A 21,683-nucleotide genomic window follows, 5' to 3' on the forward strand; every position below is an offset into this window, starting at 1 on the left:
AGGGCTGTATCCGCGAAGGACAGGGCTGTGGAAACCGTGAGATTCGAGTTGCTTGGCCCTCTCCAACTGGTGAGTGACCGGGACGGCCCGAGGACGATCAGCGCGGCCAAAATCGAGACCCTGCTCGCCGTGCTTCTCATCCGCGCGAACCGCCCGGTCTTCTCCGAGGAGCTGATCAGCGAGATCTGGGGTGAGGAACGGCCCCGCCGGGCGCGCGCCGGACTGCACGTCTACGTTTCTCATCTACGTAAGATGTTCGCCCATTTCGGGGTGCGCAACGCGGTGATCGTAACGCACCCGCAGGGCTATCTGCTCGCGGTCGACGAGGCTTTGCTGGACACCTGTGAACTGCGGGTGTCGCATGCCCGCGGGCGGGAGAACCGCATGCCTGATCCGGAGCGGGCGCTCGTCAGCTTCAGCGCGGCGTCGCGGCTTTTCCGCGGGCCCGTGCTGGCCGGGATCGGCAAAGGCACGATCACAACCACCTTTGTGCGGTGGGCGGAGGAGATGCAGCTGGAATGCSTGGAGTCGATCGCGTACTGCCTGCTGCGGACGGGACGCCACCGTGAGCTGGTGGGCGACCTGACGAACTGGGTCGAGGAGCACCCGCTGCACGAGGCCTTTCGGGAACAGCTGATGCTCGCGCTGCACCGGTCGGGCCGGCGCGCCGAAGCGCTCAGAGTGTTCCAGCACACCCGGCGGGTACTACGGGACGAGCTCGGGCTCGAGCCCGGTGAGACGATGCGCCGACTCCAGAACGCCATCCTGAACGACAGTCTCGACTGTGCCGTGACGGGACAGGCCTGACTTCTTTCCCGCCCGGCTGYGTGGCCGCCCGGCTGCGTGGCCGCGTGGACCGGTGGCCTGATGGACCGGTGGCCCTGCCATCCCGACGTCGTGGATCGCCCTGTTTGTCCCGACTGGTGATCGGATCCCTGTTGCCGGGCGCTCCCAACATGAGAAATGCTCAGGCTGCCAGCGGGGAGACGCGAGAGGAGGGTCGATGGGAGGCGCCGTACCGTACATCGCCCACCGTCCCAAGCGGGCTGACGGAAGACGCAACTACGACGCGATCCTCAGCGCCGCGCGCAAGGCGTTCGACGCCGCCGGTTCCGACGCGTCACTGGAGGAGATCGCCAGCCAGGCGGGGGTCGCCATCGGCACCCTCTACCGGCACTTCCCGACCCGGGCCTGTCTGGTCGAGGCCACGACCAGGGACGGTCTGCAGGCGCTTGTCGCGCGCGCCGAGGGCATGCGAGCCGACGGCGTCGACCCGCTCGACGCGCTGACGGACTGGATGGCCAACGCCATCGAGCACTTCAGCACCTTCCGGGGGCTGGTCGAGATCCTGACGCAGAGCATGTACGACGAGGGCACACCGTCACATGCCGTGTGCATGGCTATGCACCGCTGCGGGGCGGAGCTGCTGCGGGCGGCTCAGGACGCCGGCCGGGTCCGCGCGGACCTCACCCCCGAGGAACTGTTCGACCTGCTCGGCGGCGCGGCATGGGTACGGGAGAACGCACTGCCCGACAGGGACGGCAGCACTCGCTTCCTCCACCTGATCCTGGCAGGCATCACCGTCCGGGACCGCTGACAGCGCATCGCCACCGGGCTGTCACGGGCCGTTGGCCAGTCGCGGGCAGCCGCCGGCGGCCGGCTGACCGAACTGATCCGCATGCGCCGGGGTTACGCTGATCGCCGCGGGGCGACGTCGGCAGGTGTCGGCGGGCGACAGCACTGGCGGGGCGGCGAGGCGGCGTGGACGAGCAGCGGGAGAACGGTCCGACGGGTCAGGCGAGCACCACCCCGCCCGTGGACGCCGCCCTACGCGCCTGGGCGGTCACACATGCCCGCACCGTGGGCCGCACGGGTGATCCCGCGAGGGTCTCACCCCTGTCCGACGACGCGCGGCCGACCGAAGCAGCTCCCTGGCGGGACGAGCCGTGGGCGCCGGGTGATGTCGCTGTCGCCGAATCGTCGACCACCCTGACCGGTGGCCATACCGGCCCGGTCATGTCGGTGGCGTGGGCGGCCGAGCGGGACGGGCGGCTGCTGCTTGCCACCGGTGGTGAGGATGCCACGGCGCGGGTGTGGGATCCGTTCACCGGCACCTGCCTGCACACCCTCGCCGGCCATGCCAACGGAGTCTGGTCGGTAGCGTGGGTGACCGACAGCGACGGGCGGCTGCTGCTTGCTACCGGCAGTGAGGATACGACGGTGCGGGTGTGGGATCCGTTCACCGGCGCCTGCCTGCACACCATGACCCGCCGCCCCACCYGTAGCGTCATGTCGGTGGCGTGGGCGACCGGCGGTGACGGCCGGCCGTTGCTCGCCGCGGGCAGCCGCGACGCCACGGTGCAGGTGTGGGACACCCTCGCCGACAGCTGCCTGCGCAACCTCACCGGCCACACCGACGGGGTCAACTCGGTGGCGTGGGCGACCGGCCGGGACGGCCAGCACCTGCTCGCCAGCGGCGGCGGCTACGACCGCACGGTACGGGTATGGGATCCCCTGACCGGCACCTGCCTGCACACTCTCACCGGCCACACCGGCGGGGTCGACGCGGTGGCGTGGGCGACCGGCCGGGACGGCCGGCTCCTGCTCGCCAGCGGCGGCGGCGACGGCACGGTGCGGGTGTGGGATCCGGCCAGCGGTGCCTGCCTGCACACCCTCATCGGCCACACCGACGGAGTCGGTTCGGTTGCGTGGGCCGCCGGTGGTGACGGCCGAGCTCCGCTACTCGCCTCCGGCAGCTTCGACGGCACGGTGCGGGTGTGGGATCCGGTCAGCGGTGCCTGCCTGCGCACCCTCACCGGCTACGCCGGCCCGGTCTGGTCGGTGGCGTGGGCCGTCGGCGGAGAGAGCCGGCTCCTGCTCGCCACCGGCGGCAGCGACGCCATGGTGTGGGCGGTGGAGGTGCCGCATCCGTCAGCATCGACCTCGACCACGTCTTCGGCGCCCGCGCGGACCAGCCCGGTCGGATCATCGCTTCGTACCGCGGCGGCCGGGCTGGTCCTGCTGGGCGCCGGCGGGCTGTGGCCCCCACTGTCCCTGATCGCGGACCTAATCACCCTCACCGGCGGCACCACCACCGGCCCCGCCGTCACCAACGGCGCTCCCACGGCCATCCCCACCGCGGGGCGTCCACCAGCCGGGGACAGCCCGGGGTTGTACGACCCGCGATTACACGTCCTGGCCAGCCATCCCGGCATCGGCCGACTGCGTGCGCTGGCCTGGCCGCCGGCCGCCCGCGTCGGGCTGGCCGCCCTGCTCGCCGCCGCCCTGCCCGCCGACTCCCGCGTCATCCCCCCGGCCGGCAGTACGCCCACCGGCCAGCATCGCGCCCTGACCACCGCCCTGCACAGCCCATCCGGCTCCCCGGCCGCACCGCTCACGCCCCGTCAGTTCGACCAGCTCGCCGCCGCTGCCGCCCGCGTCACTCCCCGACTCGCCGCCCTGCTCGAGCTCATCGGCCCCGCCGCCGTCGCCACCGACCCCACCCTCCCGCTGCGTGTGCGCGACCGCGCCCTGGCCATGCCGCCGCTGCCCACCCGCCAGCACACCCTCCTGCTCACCGTCACCGCCCTCACCACCGCCGGTACGGGGCAGGCCGTCACCAGCATGCGCGCTCCCGGCACCACCGGCATCACCCACCACGGCACCCCCCGCGCCCTGCTGCCCACCCATCACGCCCTGCCCGACGACCTGTTCACCCTCCGCCTCGCCCGCGGCGACCTGCTCTACCGCCACCACACCACCACCCCCACGCTTCCACCCCAGGCTGTGACGATCATCCTCGACACCARCCCGCCCACCTACGGACCTGCCGAAACCCTCCTGCGCCTGACCGCCCACCTGCTGACCACCGTCCTCTGGCACAACGGCATCCATCCCACCCTGATCACCTTCGACCAGCCCGCCCTTGCGCTCCCGCTCACCAGCMCGGCCGACCTCGCCGTCATCTGGACCAGCCGCACCCTGCATCCCCCCGACCTGCCTGCGGCCCTGCGCACCGCGGAACACACCTCGCAGCCCACCACCGTGCTGCTCACCCATCACCACCTTCCCGACGACCGCCCCCTCCCGCTCGGACCCCACCTACGCCTCCTGACCACCCACACCCCCGGCGATGAACCCCCCACCAGTCAGATCGGCCGGACCCGGACCCGCGGCCACACCAACCACAGTCCCGACGGCCGCTACCACCATCACCTCCCGCCCCATCCGGACCCCGCCAGCCTCGCCGCCGCCATCCACGCCCTCCTCGCCTCCAACGACCAGGCTGACGGCATGAATCGTTACTTTTCGTATACGTCCGGGGTGCGCCGTGCCTGACGGCCCACGCGGGCCGGTGTGGCGGGCGGCTGTTCTCGGCGAGCCCGCCGAGAACTCGTCCGACGGGAGCCCGCCCGGTGAGAACACGTCCGCCGGCGGCGCGTCCGGGGCAGGCGGTGAGGGTGATCGGCGGATTCGTTGTCTGCTGTGCCCGCACGGGTGCGAGCTGCGGCCGGGTGAGACCGGTGTGTGCGCCGTACGGCGCAACCACGCCGGGGTGCTGGAGACCGCCACCTACACCCTCGCCGTCCAGCACCTTGACGCGGTCGAGCGCAAGCCGCTGTACCACGTCCGGCCGGGCAGCAGGGTGCTCACGATCGCCGGGCCGGGATGCTCGTTCCGCTGCAACTACTGCGTCAACCACCGGCTGTCCCAGTACGGCCAGGTCGCCGACGTCGCCTGGACGGGCCGGCCCGTGCGGCCCGCCGAACTGGTCGAACGGGCGGCGGCGGACGGCGCGTCCCTCGGCATGTCCTACACCGAACCCGGGCTCGCCCCGGAGCTGACCCTGGACCTCGCGGCCCTCGCCGCCCCGGCGGGCGTGCCGATCGTGTGGAAGACGAACGGCTTCCTCACCGCCGCCGCGATCGACCTGGTCGCGGGCGCGCTGGACGCGGTGAACATCGACGTCAAGGCCGCGGACGAGTCCGCGCACCGGCGGCTGACCGGTGCGCCGCTGCGTCCCGTGCTGGATGCGGTCGAGCGGCTGCGCGCTGCCGGCGTGTGGGTGGAGGTCTCCACACCGCTGATCCCGGGGGTGTCCGCCGGGGCGGACGCGCTGCGCGCCATCGCCGGCCACCTCGCCGGGATCGACCCGGGCATCCCCTGGCACCTGCTGCGTTTCACCCCGGACTTCCGGATGCRCCGGCCGCCGCCGACCAGCCCGCAGGTGCTGGAGGCGGCGCGGGCGACCGGGCGGGACGCCGGCCTGCGGTTCGTCTACGTCGAACGGGCCCTCGGCGCCGCCGGCCGGCAGACCCGCTGCCCGACATGTGACACCGTGCTGGTGCGACGCGGCATCTGGGAGACACTGGAATCCGCGGTCACGCACGGCCTCTGCCCGCACTGCGGGCAGTCGATCCCGGGACGATGGGGGACGATCGGTGCAGGAGCCCAGACAGCCGGTGCGAGAGCCAACGACCACACGGGGCCACGGGAGCGGAAGCCCCCTGGCGGCTGAGACCGATCCGGGCCGCGACCAGCGGGCCGCCGGCTCCGTCTCGACCAGGAGTCCGCTGCGGGCCGATGCTGATGCCGATGCCGCGCTCGGGGCCGATGCCGATGCCGATGCCGGGGACGCGCCCGGGGAACCCGGGGGTGCCGCGGGGCCGGCCGGCGGCGGCCGGCAGGTGGCGTCCACCGCTGCTGAGAGCCCGTCGTTCGTCGAGTCCCTGCCAGACCTCATCGACGCGTCCGAGTACGCCGACCATCCGGACGGGCGGCTGGTCCGGCTGCGGATCACCGTGACCGGGTCCGGGGTGGAGATTCTCGGTGACGCGTTCCGCCCGGCCGTCCTGGAGGCGCTGCTGGCCGATCTCGGCGGTGGCGCCACGGAACAGATGCTGTGCGGCTAGGGCGTGCCGAGTGCGGTGAGCCGGTCGCCGGTGAGGACGTGGCCGACCCATTCCGGTAGAGGGCGGGCGCCGAGGGAGTCGTAGAAGTCGAGGGCGGGCGTGTTCCAGTCGAGCACCGCCCAGTTGAGCCGGGCGTACCCCCGCTCGACGCAACGCCGGGCCAGCGTGGTCACCAGYGCACGGCCGTAGCCCCGGCCGCGCTGGTCCTCACGGACGAACAGGTCCTCCAGGTAGATACCGTGCCGTCCGGTCCAGGTGGAGTAGTTCAGGAACCAGACCGCGATGCCGACGATCTCGCCGTCCCGTTCGACGACGTGGGCGAACACCGCCGGCGCCGGGCCGAACAGCGCCGYGTGCAGGTCGTCGACCGTCGTTCGTACCGCGTCGGGCTCCCGCTCGTAGCGGGCCAGCCCTCTGACACAGTCGAGGATGCCCTCGACATCGCCCGGCCGTGCCGGGCGAAGAACGGCTCCGTCGGCCAGCGACAGCGTCTCCATGCCCCGAATCGTAGTGAGACCCGGTTGTAAGGAGATGTACGGAGATCCGTGGAGTTTCCACGGGCAGATGACCGAGCACGTGAGGCCGCGGAACGCCTGGTGGATGCCGACACGGCGGTCCCGCCCGCATGTCGGGACCGAGGTCATTGATCGTTTTTGGGGGAGGGGCAGTGCCCTGCGGGCAGYCCGCTCGATGTCGGTGAGTCGGTCTCGATGTCGGTGAGCTGGTGCGGTCGGGGTGCGGCCCAGCCGCCGGCCGCGGGCTCAACGCGCCGGGTTCGGGCGGGGAGGTCAGGCGAGCAGGGCGCGGCCGAGGTGGTCGGTGGAGTCGCGGACACCCGGCAGGACGAAGAAGTAGCCGCCGCCGGTGGGGCTGATGTAGTCGACCAGCGGCTCGTCGATGAGCCGGGTCTGGGTCGTCTCGAACTGCCGGGCGATGTCCTGCTGGTAGCAGCAGAAGAGCAGGCCCATGTCCAGGTTGCCGTTGCTGTCGATGCCCCGGTCGTAGTTGTAGCCGCGGCGCAGGATGCGGGAGCTGTCCGTGGCCGGCGTGCGTGGGTTGGACAGTCGGATGTGCGCGTCGAGCGGGATGATGCCGCCCTCGGGATCGCGGGTGTAGTCCGGGGTGTCGGCCTCCACGGTGCCGTCCAGCGGGGCTCCGGTGTCCCGGCGCCGGCCGATCATCATCTCCTGCTCGTTGAGCGAGACCCGGTCCCAGAACTCCACCAGCATGCGGATGATGCGGATGACCTGGTAGGAGCCGCCCTCGGTCCAGGCGGGCTCGTCGTCGCCGCGCACCCAGACCAGCCGGTTCATCTCCGCGGCGGAGGTGACGTCCGGGTTGGCGGTGCCGTCCTTGAAACCGAGCAGGTTGCGCTGGGCGCCCGACGGCCGGGGCGGGTTGTGGAAGCCGTCGACACGCCAGCGCAGCTGCATGCCGCCGCGGGTGTGCCGGGCGATGTCCCGCAGCGCGTGCAGGACCGTGTCGCGGTTGTGCGCGCACAGTTGCAGGCTGAGGTCGCCGTGACAGTGCGCCGGGTCCAGCGCGTCGTTGGGGAAGGTGCGCATCGGGGTCAGCCGCCGAGGCCTGCGGTCGGCCAGGCCGAACCGGTCGTCGAAGAGGGAGGCGCCCACTCCGACGGTGACGGTCAGCGCGTCCGGGGGCACCACCGGCCCGACGATGCCGCTGTCGGACGGCGGGGCGGTCGTCCCGAGGTCGACCGGGACGCCGCCCGCGGTCAGGAAGCGTGCGCGTTCGGTGATTGTCGTGAACAGTTCGGTCAGCCCGGCGCGGTCTGTGGCGATCACGTCGAAGGAGGCGAACATCGCCGCCGCCGGCGCCGGCGTGAGGATGCCGGCCTGGTGGGTCCCGTGGAAGTCGACCGTCTGGTCCGGATCCCTGCCGCGGGTACCGTCCTGGTCGTCACCGGCGGTGGTCGCGAGCGCGGTGCCGCCGACGCCCACCGCGGCACCGGCGGTCAACGCCCCGGCCAGGAAGGACCTGCGCCCGAGCCCGGCGCCGAACGGCCCGCCGCGGCGCCGGGCGGCCACCGGGAGGTCGTGTTCCGCCTGCTGCCGGTGCGGCGGCGAGGGCGCGGCCGTCTCGGCGGCCCTCGGCGAGGGGGCAGCCGTGGGCGGCTCGGGCGACGCGGGCGTTTCGGTCATCGGCGCTGCTCCGGGTGTTTGGAGGAGGTGTCGGGGTCGCGGTGGGAGAGGCCGGCTGGGCTCGTCCGGCTTATCCGGCGTTTCTGATCTCCAGGACGTCGGGGATGGGCGCGAGGGTCTCCAGCAGCCCCCCGAGGCTGCCGTTGAGCCGCTTCCGGTCGGCGAGGGGGAGAGCCTGTGGGGCGATCCAGGTCCCCGCCGGGCTGGCGGTCCGGCGCAGCAGTGTCGCGAAGGCGTCCAGCCGCCGGTCGGCCGCCGCCAGCGTGTCCGGCGCCCGGGTGGCCAGCAGCGGAGAAATGATCTTCAGGAGTTCGCGGGTGCCCTCGGCGTTCGCGCTCGCGGTGGCCAACGTGCTGCCGCTGCCCTGATCGGCCGTGCCGGTGAGCTGGAACTGCAGGGTGTTCTCGAGGATCTCGTGGGTGCGCAGGGCCAGGTCGTTGGGATCGAATTCCTGGGTCGGGAACGCCCTGCCCAGTTCGGTGACGTCATCGGCGAGCTGGGCCGCCAGCGGCGAGAGCGCCGCCGCGCTCTCGCCGTGCCACAGCCCGTACTCGATACGGTGGAAACCGGTGAAGTCCTCGTCGGTGACACCGCCGGGCAGGCCGTCGGGCCCTCCGTTGATCGCGGCGTCGAAGTCGCCGAACGTGCCGTACGCGGCGCCGAGGCGTTCGTAGTCGAGATGGGCGGTGAGCCAGTCGCGGCGGGCCGCGTCGAGGTCACCGGCCGCCACGTCCGCGCGCAACGTGTCGGTGTCGCGTTGCAGGGTGACCAGGCCGGCGGTGACGAACGCCCGATAGGCGTCCAGCGGCCCGGCCATGGCCTCGTCCGTCACCGGGATGATCGCCTGGCCGCCGGCGCTCGGGCCGGTCACCCGCTGGCTCGCCGAGACGATGGGCGGGTCGTTGCCGGGCAGGCACTGCCAGGCGTAGGTGCCGCCGCCGACGGTCGCCGACAACGGCCGGCTGGTGCCCGGCGCGAGCAGTTCGATCTCGGCGTGGATCGCCCCGCTCACCGGGTCGATCAGGCGGACCTCCAGACCACGGCCACCGCCGTTGTGGACGGTGAAGGTCTGCCGGCCGGGGCGTGGCGCCTGCCAGCCCTCGGCGCAGGAGCCCGCGGTCACCTCGATCGTCGTTGCGTGGGCGTCGTCGGACGGGCCGAGCGCGAGGATCGCGGCACCGGCGGCGATGGCCGGCAGCGCGACGACGGCCACCGGAAGCACCCAGCGGGGCACCGCGCGCGGTACCCACCGCCTCCCGCGAGGCGCCGGCCGCGTCGGATCCGCCGGATCCGATGCCGCCGCGGCCGGTTCAGTGGCCGGCGCGGTGGCCGGTTCGGTGGCGGTGGCCGGCGTGGTGGTGCCGGTGCCCCGCAGGAAGAGCGGCAGCACCAGCAGCAGGTAGGCGAGGTAGCCGACGACCTGGAGCACGGTCACCCGCGGGGTGATGTTGAAAATGCCCTCGGTGAGCCTGGCGTACCAGGAGCTCGGGTCGATGGTGGCGGTCAGGTCGAACGCCGTGGTCGCCCTGCCCGGTAGGAGACCGCTTTCCTGGAGGTCGGCCAGCCCGTACCCGGTGACGCCGGCCGCGATCACGATCAGCCCGATACCGGTGATCCTGAAGAACCTTGTCAGGTTGATCCGCAGCGTCTGACGGTACAGGGCGAAGCAGGCGGCGGCGGCCAGCGCGATCCCGGCGGTGGCGCCGACGAGCGGGCCGACCGACTCGTCCGCGCCCCGGGCGGTCGTCCAGACGAACAGGGAGGTCTCCAGGCCCTCTCGGGCGACCGCCAGGAACGCGGTGAGGACCAGCGCGCCAGGGCCGATCGCCAGCGCGGCGATGACCCGGCCGCTGATCTCACCGGACAGCGTCCGTGCCGACCGCCGCATCCAGAAGACCATCACGGTGACGAAACCGACCGCGATCAGGCTCAGTACACCGCTGAACGCCTCCTGGGCCGCGGTCGACATCGAGGTGGCCGCGAAGGTGAGGACCGCGCCGAAGCTCGCCGAGAGGGCGACGGCGGCGAGCACTCCCGTCCAGACCTGGGGGAGGCGGGCGCGCTGGTCGGCGCGCACGAGCGTGGCGACCAGAATCGAAACAATCAGGCTCGCCTCGAAACCCTCACGCAATCCGATGAGCAGGTTCGGGACAAAGTTCGTCCACATGTCCGCAGCCTCCGTCATCGTCCTGTGATCGCCGTTCGGCGAAAGGGCTCAGGGAAAGGTACCAGAAGAAAAAGTTAGGCTCACCTAATTGAATATCCGTACTCCTGGTGAGCGGGTGGACACGAAACGGATTTCCGGCGTCCGCGGCCAATGCCCGCGCCGGGGCGGCAGAGATCGTTACCACAGTGGGGGCTGACGGGCCCTTCGGCCCGTGCCGGGGGGCTACCTTGCAGGAGATAGATCGACACTACGGATACCTGCTGGGGGCAAGCATGAACGCCAGAGCCCTGCGCCGCGCCGGCGTCCTCACCGCTACCGGAGCGCTCGCCACGCTCCTCGGTGCGGCTCCGGCCAGCGCGTCCATCTCCTTCCCCGCCGATGCCCGGACCAGCGCCGACCCCAGCGCTGACAGCGGCGGCGCGACCAGCGTCGACACGAGCGTCACCCAGCTCTTCCAGGCTGCCGTGGGTCTGTCCGTCGGCGCTCTCTCCGGTGCCTCGAACACCATCTCGGTCGCGGCCGGCTCCCGTGGCAACTCAACGGCCGGCCCCACAGCGGGCCCCACGGCCGGCACCGTCGCGGACACCGGTCCCGCCGGTTTCGGTGCCGGGCCGGGCAACGCCGCCGGGGCGGATGCCGGTGGTGCCGGGACGAGCAGCCCCCAGGACATATACGGCGCCGCCGCGGACCTTTCCTACAGCGCGCTGTCACAGGCGGCGGACGCGCTCTCGCGCGCGTCGGGCACCGTCTCCGGCGGCCTGGGCGGGTAGCCGGTCGGCCCCGGAGCCGGACAGCCGCGGCCCTGACAGCCGAGTCCGGTCAGGCGGTGGCGGACGACACCCGTATTCCGCAGTATCGGCCGCTGGTGTCGATCAGATAGAGCTGCGAGCGGCCGGCCGGGTTCAGCAGCAGCGACTTGTCGGCGCTGGTGGTCTGGACGGTGCCGTAGTCCAGGTCGTCGCCGGTGGTGGCGTCGCGGAGGGTGAATCCGCATTCCTCGGCGCCGTTGAAGTCCAGGATCTCCACGGCGACGYGGCCCTCGGCGGTGAACGCGTCGGTGTCGCCGGTGTTGGCCTGGTGGGTGAAGGGCAACGTCGCGGCTCCGGCCCCGGCCTGCGGCTCGACCAGGCAGCCGGGGTCGCTCACCTGCCACCGGAAATTTCCCGGGTGGGAGACCTGGAACGACCACGTTCCGGACAGCCCTCCCTGGTGGAGGACGTTCTCGCCGGTGTCGGCGGAGGTCAGGATGATCTCGCAGGTGTCGGTCGGGACCGGGAGGGTGTTGCGGACGACGGCCCGCCATGGGCCGTCTGCCTGGTAGGAGGCATCCGCCACCGCCGTTTCCGCTCCGGAGTCGGAATCGCCGGCGTCGTCCCCGCTCCCCCGGGTGGCGAGGATCCCGGCGATCGCGGCCCCGGCCACGACAACCACGGCGGCGCCGAGTACGGCCGGCCGCGCCCAGCGTGTGGGCCGTGCGGGCCGTGCGGGGATGGCGGGCTGGTCGTGGACGGTGGCCGGCAACGGTGGTCCCGCCGTCACGGCTGTGGGCCGCACCGGGACGGTGACGGTGGGGGATAGCACAGTGGCGGATTCGGCGGGTGCCGCCTGCGTGCCGTCGGCTGCTCGGTCGCTGTCAGCGGGGCTGATGCCAGCAAGGTCGTCCCGCAGCGCCTGGGCGGACGGCCGCTGCCGGGGATCGCGGGCGAGAGCGGCGTGGACCAGCTCCCGCAGCGGCCCGGCGAGCTGGTCGTAGTCGACCGCCGGGCCGCCGGACAGGACGCGGCTGAGGACGACCTCGGGCCGGCCGGTGCCGAAGGGCGGCTGGCCGGTGGCCGCGAAGACGACGATCCCGGCCCAGGCGAAGATGTCGGTGGCCGCGGTGGTCTCGTCGCCGGTCGCCTGCTCGGGGGCGACCCAGGCCGGGGTGCCGACGAACTGGCCGGTGGTGGTCAGCGGGCGGGCGTCGGCCACCGCCGCGATCCCGAAGTCGATGATCCGCGGGCCCTGCCCGGTCCACAGCACGTTGGACGGTTTGAGGTCGCGGTGCACCAGCCCTGCGGCGTGGATGGCCGCCAGCCCCTCGGCGAGCCCGGTGGCCAGCGTCAGCTGGGCGTCCGCGGGTAACGGCCCGCCCTCGGCGCGTACCCGCCGGTCGAGGTCGGGCCCGTCGACGAACTCGGTCGCCAGCCACGGCTGCTCGGCGTCGAGCTCGAAGTCCACGAGCTGGGCGGTGTACGGGCTGCGCACCCGGAAACACGCCTGGATCTCACGCTGGAACCGCACCCGCGAACTGGCGTCGTCGACCAGCTCGGCGCGGACCAGCTTGACCGCGACCCGACCGAGCGGGCCTTCGGCAAGGTAGACCACGCCCATCCCGCCGCTGCCCAGCCGGCCGACAAGCCGGTGGCGGCCCAGCGTCCGCGGGTCGGACACCCGCAGGGGCTGGACAGGGACCAGCGGCGCACCCTCGGGCGCGCCGACATCCTGACCGGACATGGACGGCTCCCCGTCGCGGTGAGAAAGGCATGGACACGGCGATGTTCGTGGAAGTCACCGCTTCGTGGAAGTCACCGTATCGCCCCGACAGTTTCTCGTCGCACACAGCGTGATCCGTCATCTGTCTGATCCAATGTCTGATTCGACGTCTGTCGTCGATCCGACATCTGTCATCGGCCCGCCAGCTGTCGCTCGTCGTCGGTGCGAGCCGCCGCGGGGCCGGGGCCGGCGGCGGGCCGCCGGCCCCGGCGGAGAACCGCTGGTTCCGGCAAAGAGCATGATCTACATGGGTGCCGTAATGCATTGTGCCGCTCCTGGACATACATTGCGCCGCTCCTGGACGAACATTGCGCTGCGCGTTCCTGGACGACGCTCCCGGACGAACGGCTGCCCTGGGACGAGCAGGCGGCCAACAACAGGTGGTTGTGGTCCAACGGGTGGCTGTGCGCCGGGCCCGAGGCCGGTGGGGACCGGACCAGGCGCCGCGGGTGCGCGGAAATTCGTGAATCCGTGCACGTCGGCCCGCACATCCGGGGGGATGCCGCGGATAGCATGATGGTCATGCAGCCGTGGCTGTGGTGGTTGGTGATCGCCGGTGTTCTTGGGGTGGGCGAGATGCTTACCCTTGCCCTCATTCTCGGGATGACCGCGCTTGCGGCCCTGGTGGCAGGCGCGGTCGCCGGGGTCGGCGGCCCGCTGCCCGTCCAGCTTGTCGCGTTCGCCGCCACCTCTGTGGTGCTGTTGCTCGGGCTGCGGCCGGTCGCGCGCCGTCACCTGCACCAGGCGCCGGCCGTCGCGACCGGTACCGATGCGCTGATAGGCATGACCGGTGTCGTCCTTGAGCCTGTTAACGGTGACGGTGACGGACGGGTCAGGATTCGCGGTGAGATATGGTCGGCCCGCGCGACGATCGACGGTCAGGTTCTTGAACCGGGCACGAGCGTGCGCGTGCTGCGCATCGACGGCGCCACAGCCATCGTTCACCCCGCGCAGCTGTAGYGGGCCTTGGGACCGGGGAGGCGTCGATGGCCGGGCTGATCGCCACCGCGGTCATTCTGCTGGTGTTGCTGGTTTTTCTCAGCCGTGCGGTGCGGGTTGTGCCGCAGGCCCGGGCGGTCGTGGTCGAGCGGCTGGGCCGATACCACCGGACCCTCACCCCGGGCCTGGCCCTCGTCATACCCGTCGTGGACCGGATCCGTGAACGCGTCGACCTGCGCGAGCAGGTGGTGACCTTCCCACCGCAGCCAGTGATCACCGAGGACAACCTCGTCGTGGGTATCGACACGGTGATCTACTTCCAGGTCACCGACCCGCGCGCGTCCACCTACGAGATCGCCGACGTCATCAGCGCGATCGAGCAGCTCACTGTCACGACGCTGCGCAACGTGATCGGTAGTCTGAACCTGGAGCAGACCCTGACCTCCCGTGATGAGATCAACACCAGGCTGCGCGGTGTGCTCGACGAGGCGACCGGCAAGTGGGGTATCCGGGTCAACCGGGTGGAGCTCAAGGCCATCGATCCGCCGTCATCGATCCAGGACTCGATGGAGAAGCAGATGCGCGCCGAGCGGGACCGCCGGGCGGCGATCCTGTCGGCGGAGGGCGTCAAGCAGAGCGAGATCCTGCGCGCCGAGGGTGAGAAACAGGCCGCGATCCTGCGGGCCGAGGGCGAACGGCAGGCGAAGATCCTCGCCGCGCAGGGCGAGGCGGAGGCCATCACCACGGTGTTCCAGGCGATCCACGCCGGCAACGCCGACCAGAAGCTGCTCGCCTACCAGTACCTGCAGACCCTGCCGCGCATCGCCGAAGGTGAGGCGAACAAGGTGTGGATCATTCCCAGCGAGCTGACCAGGGCGTTCGGGGGCCTCGCCGCCTTCGGCGGCCTCACCGACGGACCGGACCGGACGGATGGCGGGCAGGCCCGCTGACAGCTTTCGTCTCTTTTCCCCGCTCCGTCCACGCCGACGCCAGTATGCACGTACGGTCACCGTAGTGACGCCGCTGGCTGCTGCGTTCTCCTGACATGTCGGGGCCGGAAACTGGGAGCAGGGCCACAGCGGCGCCCGTACGGCCCCGACGTCTACCAGAGATCTGTCACCGCTGGATACGATCTAGGTTGCCGAGCTGATCGCGGATGCGGTTTCCGGCCGCGTCAGACGGTCGGCTCGCCCGGTCCGGGAGCCGACCGCGGGGGCGGCCAAACCGCGTCGCGGCCCGGCGCGGCTACCGGACCGGTACGTGTGGACCCGCAAGCGCCTGCGACGGACGTTGTGGGCGTCCTATGCCGACAAAGGGATGTACATGACGCCCACCGAGCAGCCGACCATCACCGACACGGACGATCTGTGCGTCGCGACGATCCGCACACTGTGTATGGACGCGGTGCAGGCCGCGGCCTCCGGGCACCCGGGTACCCCGATGGCCATGGCACCGGTGATCTACACACTGTGGCAGGAGTTCCTGCGCTTCGACCCCGACGATCCCGCCTGGCCGAACCGGGACCGGTTCGTGCTGTCGGCGGGGCACGCGTCGACGTTGCTGTACGCGACGCTGCACCTGGCCGGCGTCCGGGCGGTCGACCCCACCTACGAGACGCTCGGGGGGCCGGCGGTCACCCTCGACGACATCAGACGGTTCCGCCAGCTGGACGGGAGGTGCCCCGGTCACCMGGAGTACCGCTGGACGTCGGGGGTGGAGGCGACCACCGGACCGCTGGGCACGGGCGTGGCGACGGCGGTGGGCATGGCCATCRCCGGGCGCTGGCTGGCTGCGCGGTTCAACCGGCCCGGCTTCGACGTGTTCGACCACGACGTGTACGCGCTGTGCGGTGACGGCGACCTGATGGAGGGGGTCGCGGCCGAGGCGGCGTCGCTGGCCGGCCACCTGGGGCTGGCCAACCTGTGCTGGATCTACGACAACAACCACATCAGCATCGAGGGCGGCACCGACCTGGCGTTCACCGAGGATGTGGCCACCCGGTTCATCGCCTACGGCTGGAACGTCACCCGGGTCGGCGACGCCAACGACCGCACGGCCCTGGGCCGCGCCTTCGAGACGTTCCGCCGCGAACCGCACCGCCCGACCCTGGTCATCGTCGACAGCCAGATCGCCTTCGGCGCCCCGACCAAGCAGGGCACCGCCGCCGCGCACGGGGAGCCGCTGGGGGAGGAGGAGATCCGGGCGACGAAGCGGTTCTACAACTGGCCGCCGGACGCGCACTTCCTCGTCCCCGACGGGGTGTACGAGCACTTCGCCGCCGGTGTCGGGAAGCGGGGTCGGGCCGAGCGGGACAGCTGGCTGGCCCTGCTCGACCGCTACCGGGAGGCATATCCCGATCTTGCCAGCCAGCTCGACCTGATCTGGGGCGGGCAGCTGCCCGACGGCTGGGACGCCGACATCCCCGTCTTCCCCGCCGACGACAAGGGCCTGGCCACCCGGGACTCCTCCGGGAAGGTCCTCAACGCCGTCGCCGCCCGGGTGCCCTGGCTGGTCGGCGGCTCCGCCGATCTCGCCCCGTCGACGAAGACCCGGCTGACCGTCGACGGCGCCGGGGACTTCCAGGCCGCCAGCCCGGGCGGGCGCAACCTGCACCTCGGCGTTCGCGAGCACGCGTCGGCCGCGGTGGCCAACGGGCTGTCCCTGTCCGGGCTGCGGCCGCTGTGGTCGACTTTTCTGATCTTTTCCGACTTCGCCCGCGGTGCCCTGCGGCTGTCCGCGCTGATGGAGCTGCCGGTCATCCACGTGTTCACCCATGACTCCATCGGGGTCGGGGAGGACGGGCCGACGCACCAGCCGATTGAGCAGCTCGCCTCGCTGCGGGCCGTCCCCGGCCTGCTGGTGATCCGCCCCTGTGACGCCAGCGAGGTCGTGCAGGCGTGGCGGGTGGTCATGGGCCTGCGGCAGGAGCCGGCCGCGCTCGTCCTGAGCCGGCAGGCGCTGCCGACGCTGGACCGGGCCCGCTACGCCGACGCCGCCGGGCTCGCCCGCGGCGGCTACGTGCTGGTAGACCCCGCCGACGGCGATCCCGAGGTGATCCTGATCGGTACCGGCAGCGAGGTGCACCTGGCCCTGGCCGCCCACGAGGAGCTGACCGCGCAGGGGGTGCGCGTCCGGGTGGTCAGCCTGCCGTCCTGGGAGCTGTTCGAGCGGCAGCCCGCGCAGTACCGCGACCAGGTGCTCCCGCCGGCGGTCCGCGCGCGGGTCGTGGTCGAGCAGGCCGCTACGCTCGGCTGGGAACGGTACGCCGGCCCGGACGGGGTGATCATCGGTATGCGGACCTTCGGCGCGTCCGCCCCGCTGCGGGCGTTGCAGACCAAGTTCGGTTTCACCCCGCAGGCGGTGGTCAGTGCCGCCAGGCAGAGCCTGGCCGCCGTCAGCGCTGTTGGTGACCCGGCGTAGACCGCGAGGATCCGGATCCGAAGATTTCGGTCACGATGTCGACGGCCGGCTGGTTCCCGGGGGAGTCCGCGGGAGCCGGTCGGCCGACGGCCCGTCCCGGTGTTTCCGCGATCGTTCCCTGCCGATCGTTGTCGGTTGTTGTCGGTTGTTTTGCGCTCCGGGTGTCGGCTTGACCTGGCTGTGCGCACCTGAGACGGTGAACAGGCCCCATGGTCGTGCGAGCGATCCTGGGGTTTGGTTGTGCACAGGTTCGTCTGGTGTGCAGTTGACTGGGTACAGAGCTGGTTGGCACAGAGGTTGTACAGGGGCAGACGTGGTGGGTACCGGTAGGATTCTGCGTTTCGACGGGGTTCGTGGCTACGGTTTCATAGCGCCCGACGCTGGCGGCGACGATATTTTCATGCATGCAAACGATCTTCAAGATGAGAAGCATCTGTTCCAGCCCGGAACGCTGGTGGAGTTCGAGGCGGAGGAAAGCGACAGGGGCCCGAAGGCGTCGGTCGTCCGCCTGGCCCGTCGGGCCCAGGCCCGTCCGGCGCCAGCGCGTCCCCTGGCTTCCCCGAGCGCGGCCAACGGGCGTTCGGACGCCGATGACGACGACATGTGCGACGTCCTCACCGTCGGGGAGTTCCGGCACCTGCTGACCGAGACGCTCATCGAGTCGGTGCCGACCCTGACCGGCGGCCAGATAAGCCAGATACGGCAGCGGCTGACCACCCTCGCGCAGGCGCGCGGCTGGGTCGAGTCCCAATAACCGGCCCGCCCGGGCCCCTGCCGGCCCGGAATCTGTCGACCCGCGCCGGTGCCCGGGCACGTCGTTGCTGCCCGGACGCTGCGCCGGCCACACGGCTGGCCACGCTGCGCCGGCCGTACCACTGACCACACCGTGCGTACGGCCGGATCTGTGACGTTGCTCCGGCTGGCCGGTTCGCCTACCCGCGGGCGATCCGCCTGCCCGGCTGCGAAACACAGAAACACAACAGCGGAAAAAATGTTGTTGCCGGTCCGCGTCGGCTGTTGCACGATACGCACCGGTTATCCACGGAAGCGGTGTGTAGCGCCGTCACGCTGCGGCCAGCTTGTACCGTCTCGGCAGTCGTCCTGAGACGGCACGCGTAAATGATACGCACAGTGAGCGCTATACGTCGACATGCCGAGAAAACCGCCGCTTGCGACTACCGAAAGTAGTTCGCTACGTTGGCCGGGCTCTCAACAGCACCGGACCGCACGCCGAGTTCTGTCCACGGTCCGGTGTCTTCCGACTAGCGATCGTCAGGACAGAAGCGGGGGACCCACCTTTCCGCCGGACGCCGCCACCACAGTGGCCGTCCTTGGGGTGAAGTCGGCCGCGTGTATCCGCGCGTCGACCGGGCTTCCCGGCCCGAACCCGACAGCTAACCTCGCAGGCGTATGGGAAGGATCAGCGTTGCCTGCACATCAGGTGAATTCAGGTCCGGCTGCCGTACATCATTCCAATCCCAATCCCAATCCCAATCCCGGCCCCAGACGCGGTCGTCATCGCGCGCCCACGACCCGCTCCACCCTCGGCCGGATATCGGCGCGTACCGCGGTCGCCGCCGCGGCCACCGGCACTGTCGCCCTCTCCGGGCTGGCCTCGCCGGCCCTGGCGAACGACCGGGGCCTGGATACGGGCGGGACTGGCCGGACCGACGCCGCCACGACCAGTACGACCAGCACGAACGCTRCCCGGTCAGCCGCCTTTACGGTCACCCCGGCCGCCACCACGGGCACGGGCACGCTGGCGGCGCAACCGGTGAGTTTCTCGACGTCCTCCGCCAGCGGCTTCGGGGCGAAGCTCGTCTATCTGGCGTCGAAGCAGGCCGGCAAGCCGTACGTGTGGGGTGCCAAGGGGCCGCGGGCGTTCGACTGCTCCGGCCTCGTCCAGTACATCTACAAGCAGCTTGGCCGCAGCGTCCCGCGGACGGCCAACGCGCAGTACAACGCCTCCCAGAAGCTGTCGAAGAACGCTCGGCAGCCCGGTGACCTCATTTTCTTCGGCCGGCCGGGAGGCATCCACCATGTGGGTATCTACGCCGGGAACGGGATGATGTGGGCCGCCCCGCACACCGGGGCCGTGGTCCGGCTCCAGAAGGTCTACACCAGTAACTATCTGGTCGGCCGTATCAGGTGACCGGCCACCCGGGCCGGGCTGGCGGCCACGGGGTGTCCAGGAGCCCCGGGCGGACAGCGCGGGAAACCACGGGTGGACGCCACGAAAATTTCTCCCGGTTGTTTCCGGACAGTTTTTCCCGGAACCTCGTCGGATTCTTTTGGCTCCCGTTCCAGATGTTCGAAAAACGCCCGTAGAAGCGCATTGAATTACCCTTTTGGCGCCCTGTGGGCGACACCGGAGCCTCCTGAAACAATGCGGTAAACGGCCTGTTCGGCTACCCGAATAACGTTTTCCAAGCGGCTGGGAGAGAACTCGGGAAATATAGTTCTCGAGTTGTCCCCAGGGAGTACTGTGTCGGAATTTCCGGCAACAGGCGATCCTTTCGACGATACTTTTAGGTGAGAGTCTGATTATGGCCAGGGGAAGGCACAGAAAACCCGGTCGGTGCAACGGCGCCGCATTAGCGGGCACCGTCGGGCTCATCGGGACGACGGCTGGAATGATGCTGACCGCGGCCCCGGCCAGCGCGGCCGGGACGTCCGGGTCCGCCGTCGTCGCCGACACGACCATCGCCCGCGTCGCCGCGAACGCGGGGCTGCCCAGCTGCCGAGGGGTGCCGCTGGGCACCTGGGTGGCGGTGGCGCTCGCGGAGTCCGGTGGCAACGCCAAGGCGCGTAACGCGCGCGGTGAGGACTCCCGCGGGCTCTGGCAGATCAACGCGCGGGTCCACGCGAGCTGGCTGGCGGGTAGGAGCCTCTACGACCCGGCCACCAACGCGTGGGCTGCGAAGAAGGTGTGCGACAGCCAGGGCGTGCGTGCCTGGAGCGCCTACACCAATGGTTCCTACCATCGTTATCTGACGCGGGGAAACACCGCCGCGGCGGCGGTGAAAGCCAGCCCGGCGAGCGCGGCGAAAACACGGTCGAGCACCCCTGTCCCGGCCGTCAGCGGGATCAGCTACACCAGCCGGAACTGTTCGGTCCCATCGTCCGCGGCGACCGTGAGAAACGGCAGTAAACTGCGTACCGAGGTGGCCAGGGTACAGCAGCGGCTGACCGATCTAAGATACTCTCTCGCGGTCGACGGAATATTCGGTCCGCGGACCACCAGGGTGCTGAAGGATTACCAGCGGCAGCACGGCCTCGTGGCCGACGGAATAGTCGGCGCCCGCACCTACGCCCAGCTGTTCCCATGCGGCTGACAGCTGGGTGCTACTGACGGCCCTGGGTACCTCCCCCTCCCTCGGGTGCCCGGGGCGCCACCGTCCGCGGGCGGCCGCGGCCCTGGCCCACCAGGCCGGGGCCGCCCGCGGACGGTGCGTACCGCTGGACAACGGCCGTCAGGTCAGCGCCAGTTCCTGCGGGACGACGATGACGTCGACGAGCGCGCCGCGCCGCCACACGGTCAGTTCGAGCGGGCGGCCGATGGTGTCCTCGGTCATCAGCCGTTGCAGGTCCCCCGGGGTGGCGACCGGCTGTCCGGCGACGGAGAGCACCAGGTCGTCGGCGAACAGGCCGGCGTGACCGGCCGGGCTGTTCGCGACGACCTCGGCCAGCCGCACCCCGTGCCGCCGACCGAACCGCTCGGCCAGGTGTGGCGGCAGCGGTGCCCGGGTGCTGGCGACCCCCAGGTAGGCGCGCCGTACCCGGCCGTCGCGCATGAGCGCGGTGAGGATGCGACGGGTGGTGGTGTTGACCGGGACGGCGAGCCCGAGCCCGATCCCGGCGACGGCGGTGTTCACCCCGACGACGTGGCAGTCGGCGGTGACCAGCGCACCGCCGGAGTTGCCCGGGTTGAGCGCCGCGTCCGTCTGGATCACTTCGTCGATGACGCGGACGGTGGCGCCGGCCCGGGTGGGCAGGGAGCGCCCGAGCGCGCTGACGACCCCCGCGGTGACACTGCCGGTCAGGCCCAGCGGGTTGCCCACCGCGACGACGAGCTGACCAACGGAGAGCGTGGCGGCGTCGCCGAGCGTTGCCGGGGCCGGCGTGCCGCCGCGGGCCCGCAGCACCGCGAGGTCGGAGAGCGGATCGGCGCCGATCACGTCCACCTCGCTGTGGGTGCCGTCGGCGAACTCGGCCATGCCCGCCGCGCCGCCGCGGCCGGCCTGTCGTCCCGTGCGCCTCGATCCACTGTCGACGACGTGGGCGGAGGTGAGCAGGAAGCCGTCGTCGGTGAAGACCACGGCGGATCCGGCGCCCTCGCCGCGCGGCGTCCGTACCCGCAGGCTCGCGACGGCAGGGGAGACGGTTGCGGCGACTCGGGTGACGACCTGTGAGTAGGCATCGAGCGGATCCTGCATCCGGGCCTCCCATCCTGCTTACATAATTACGTCATTAGAAGCAGCGGATGACGCCCAATGTTCCCTGGGCCTGTTCGTTCCCCGTACTGGTCGCCCGGGGCGGCAGGGGCAG

Annotated in this window: 17 protein-coding genes and 1 riboswitch; of the genes, 12 read left to right on the forward strand and 5 right to left on the reverse strand. The window is 71.3% G+C overall.

The window, feature by feature from the left end; all coding sequences use genetic code 11:
* Positions 1-27: 27 nt before the first annotated feature.
* From BL254_RS12465 to BL254_RS29415, 5 genes are all read left to right on the forward strand, one after another.
* A complete protein-coding gene (locus BL254_RS12465; protein ID WP_083731029.1) occupies positions 28-807 on the forward strand; it encodes an AfsR/SARP family transcriptional regulator in 780 nt (259 codons plus the stop codon).
* 196 nt (positions 808-1,003) lie between these two features.
* Positions 1,004-1,597 (forward strand): TetR/AcrR family transcriptional regulator, encoded by a 594-nt coding sequence (locus tag BL254_RS12470; protein WP_047222769.1) that lies wholly within the window; start codon positions 1,004-1,006, stop codon positions 1,595-1,597.
* 164 nt (positions 1,598-1,761) lie between these two features.
* The gene (locus tag BL254_RS12475; protein ID WP_076843380.1) at positions 1,762-4,338 is read left to right on the forward strand and encodes a WD40 repeat domain-containing protein; all 2,577 of its coding nucleotides are present in this window, start codon (positions 1,762-1,764) and stop codon (positions 4,336-4,338) included.
* Entirely contained in the window at positions 4,331-5,518 is a 1,188-nt protein-coding gene (locus BL254_RS12480) for a radical SAM protein (protein WP_076843381.1), read from the forward strand. Before BL254_RS12475 ends, BL254_RS12480 begins: the two co-directional genes overlap by 8 nt.
* Before the next feature lie 169 nt (positions 5,519-5,687).
* Positions 5,688-5,912 carry a radical SAM-modified peptide, FtsH ternary system-associated gene (locus BL254_RS29415; RefSeq protein WP_047222812.1) on the forward strand — a complete coding sequence of 75 codons (225 nt, stop codon included), beginning with the start codon at positions 5,688-5,690 and terminating at the stop codon, positions 5,910-5,912.
* On the opposite strand, the gene BL254_RS12490 is transcribed toward BL254_RS29415, so the two are convergent.
* From BL254_RS12490 to efeU, 3 genes are all read right to left on the reverse strand, one after another.
* Complete coding sequence (locus BL254_RS12490; RefSeq protein ID WP_076843382.1) at positions 5,909-6,409, reverse strand: GNAT family N-acetyltransferase; 501 nt, start codon at positions 6,407-6,409, stop codon at positions 5,909-5,911. The two genes, BL254_RS29415 and BL254_RS12490, sit on opposite strands and share 4 nt — an antisense overlap.
* Positions 6,410-6,700: 291 nt before the next feature.
* Positions 6,701-8,074 (reverse strand): iron uptake transporter deferrochelatase/peroxidase subunit, encoded by a 1,374-nt coding sequence (efeB, locus tag BL254_RS12495; RefSeq protein WP_200902396.1) that lies wholly within the window; start codon positions 8,072-8,074, stop codon positions 6,701-6,703.
* Between the two features lie 70 nt (positions 8,075-8,144).
* Positions 8,145-10,241: an iron uptake transporter permease EfeU gene (gene efeU / locus BL254_RS12500; RefSeq protein WP_047222814.1), complete on the reverse strand. Its 2,097-nt coding sequence runs from the start codon at positions 10,239-10,241 to the stop codon at positions 8,145-8,147.
* A gap of 272 nt (positions 10,242-10,513) precedes the next feature.
* Here efeU and BL254_RS12505 point away from each other — a divergent pair, with 272 nt between their 5' ends.
* Positions 10,514-11,011, forward strand: a complete 498-nt coding sequence (locus BL254_RS12505; RefSeq protein WP_047222772.1) for a hypothetical protein — start codon at positions 10,514-10,516, stop codon at positions 11,009-11,011.
* A gap of 49 nt (positions 11,012-11,060) precedes the next feature.
* Here BL254_RS12505 and BL254_RS12510 read toward each other — a convergent pair whose 3' ends face one another.
* A complete protein-coding gene (locus tag BL254_RS12510; RefSeq protein ID WP_076843383.1) occupies positions 11,061-12,737 on the reverse strand; it encodes a serine/threonine-protein kinase in 1,677 nt (558 codons plus the stop codon).
* 555 nt (positions 12,738-13,292) lie between these two features.
* On the opposite strand from BL254_RS12510, the gene BL254_RS12515 reads away from it, so the two are divergent.
* The 6 genes from BL254_RS12515 (at position 13,293) to BL254_RS12540 (ending at position 20,470) form a co-directional block, all read left to right on the forward strand.
* Positions 13,293-13,736 carry an NfeD family protein gene (locus BL254_RS12515; RefSeq protein ID WP_175648364.1) on the forward strand — a complete coding sequence of 148 codons (444 nt, stop codon included), beginning with the start codon at positions 13,293-13,295 and terminating at the stop codon, positions 13,734-13,736.
* A 26-nt stretch (positions 13,737-13,762) separates the two neighbouring features.
* The gene (locus tag BL254_RS12520) at positions 13,763-14,665 is read left to right on the forward strand and encodes an SPFH domain-containing protein (protein ID WP_047222775.1); all 903 of its coding nucleotides are present in this window, start codon (positions 13,763-13,765) and stop codon (positions 14,663-14,665) included.
* Between the two features lie 367 nt (positions 14,666-15,032).
* Positions 15,033-17,135: a transketolase gene (tkt, locus tag BL254_RS12525; RefSeq protein WP_083731030.1), complete on the forward strand. Its 2,103-nt coding sequence runs from the start codon at positions 15,033-15,035 to the stop codon at positions 17,133-17,135.
* A 313-nt stretch (positions 17,136-17,448) separates the two neighbouring features.
* A complete protein-coding gene (locus BL254_RS12530; protein WP_086055357.1) occupies positions 17,449-17,889 on the forward strand; it encodes a cold-shock protein in 441 nt (146 codons plus the stop codon).
* A gap of 500 nt (positions 17,890-18,389) precedes the next feature.
* A riboswitch (cyclic di-AMP (ydaO/yuaA leader) is annotated at positions 18,390-18,558 on the forward strand.
* A 3-nt stretch (positions 18,559-18,561) separates the two neighbouring features.
* Positions 18,562-19,287 carry a C40 family peptidase gene (locus BL254_RS29420; RefSeq protein WP_371390524.1) on the forward strand — a complete coding sequence of 242 codons (726 nt, stop codon included), beginning with the start codon at positions 18,562-18,564 and terminating at the stop codon, positions 19,285-19,287.
* 481 nt (positions 19,288-19,768) lie between these two features.
* On the forward strand, positions 19,769-20,470 hold the full coding sequence (locus BL254_RS12540) for a peptidoglycan-binding protein (RefSeq protein ID WP_371390526.1): 702 nt from the start codon (positions 19,769-19,771) through the stop codon (positions 20,468-20,470).
* A 138-nt stretch (positions 20,471-20,608) separates the two neighbouring features.
* On the opposite strand, the gene BL254_RS12545 is transcribed toward BL254_RS12540, so the two are convergent.
* A complete protein-coding gene (locus tag BL254_RS12545; RefSeq protein ID WP_047222778.1) occupies positions 20,609-21,571 on the reverse strand; it encodes a S1C family serine protease in 963 nt (320 codons plus the stop codon).
* Between the last annotated feature and the right edge of the window lie 112 nt (positions 21,572-21,683).

The organism is Protofrankia sp. BMG5.30, assembly GCF_001983005.1.
Classification (GTDB): Bacteria; Actinomycetota; Actinomycetes; order Frankiales; family Frankiaceae; genus Protofrankia; species Protofrankia coriariae.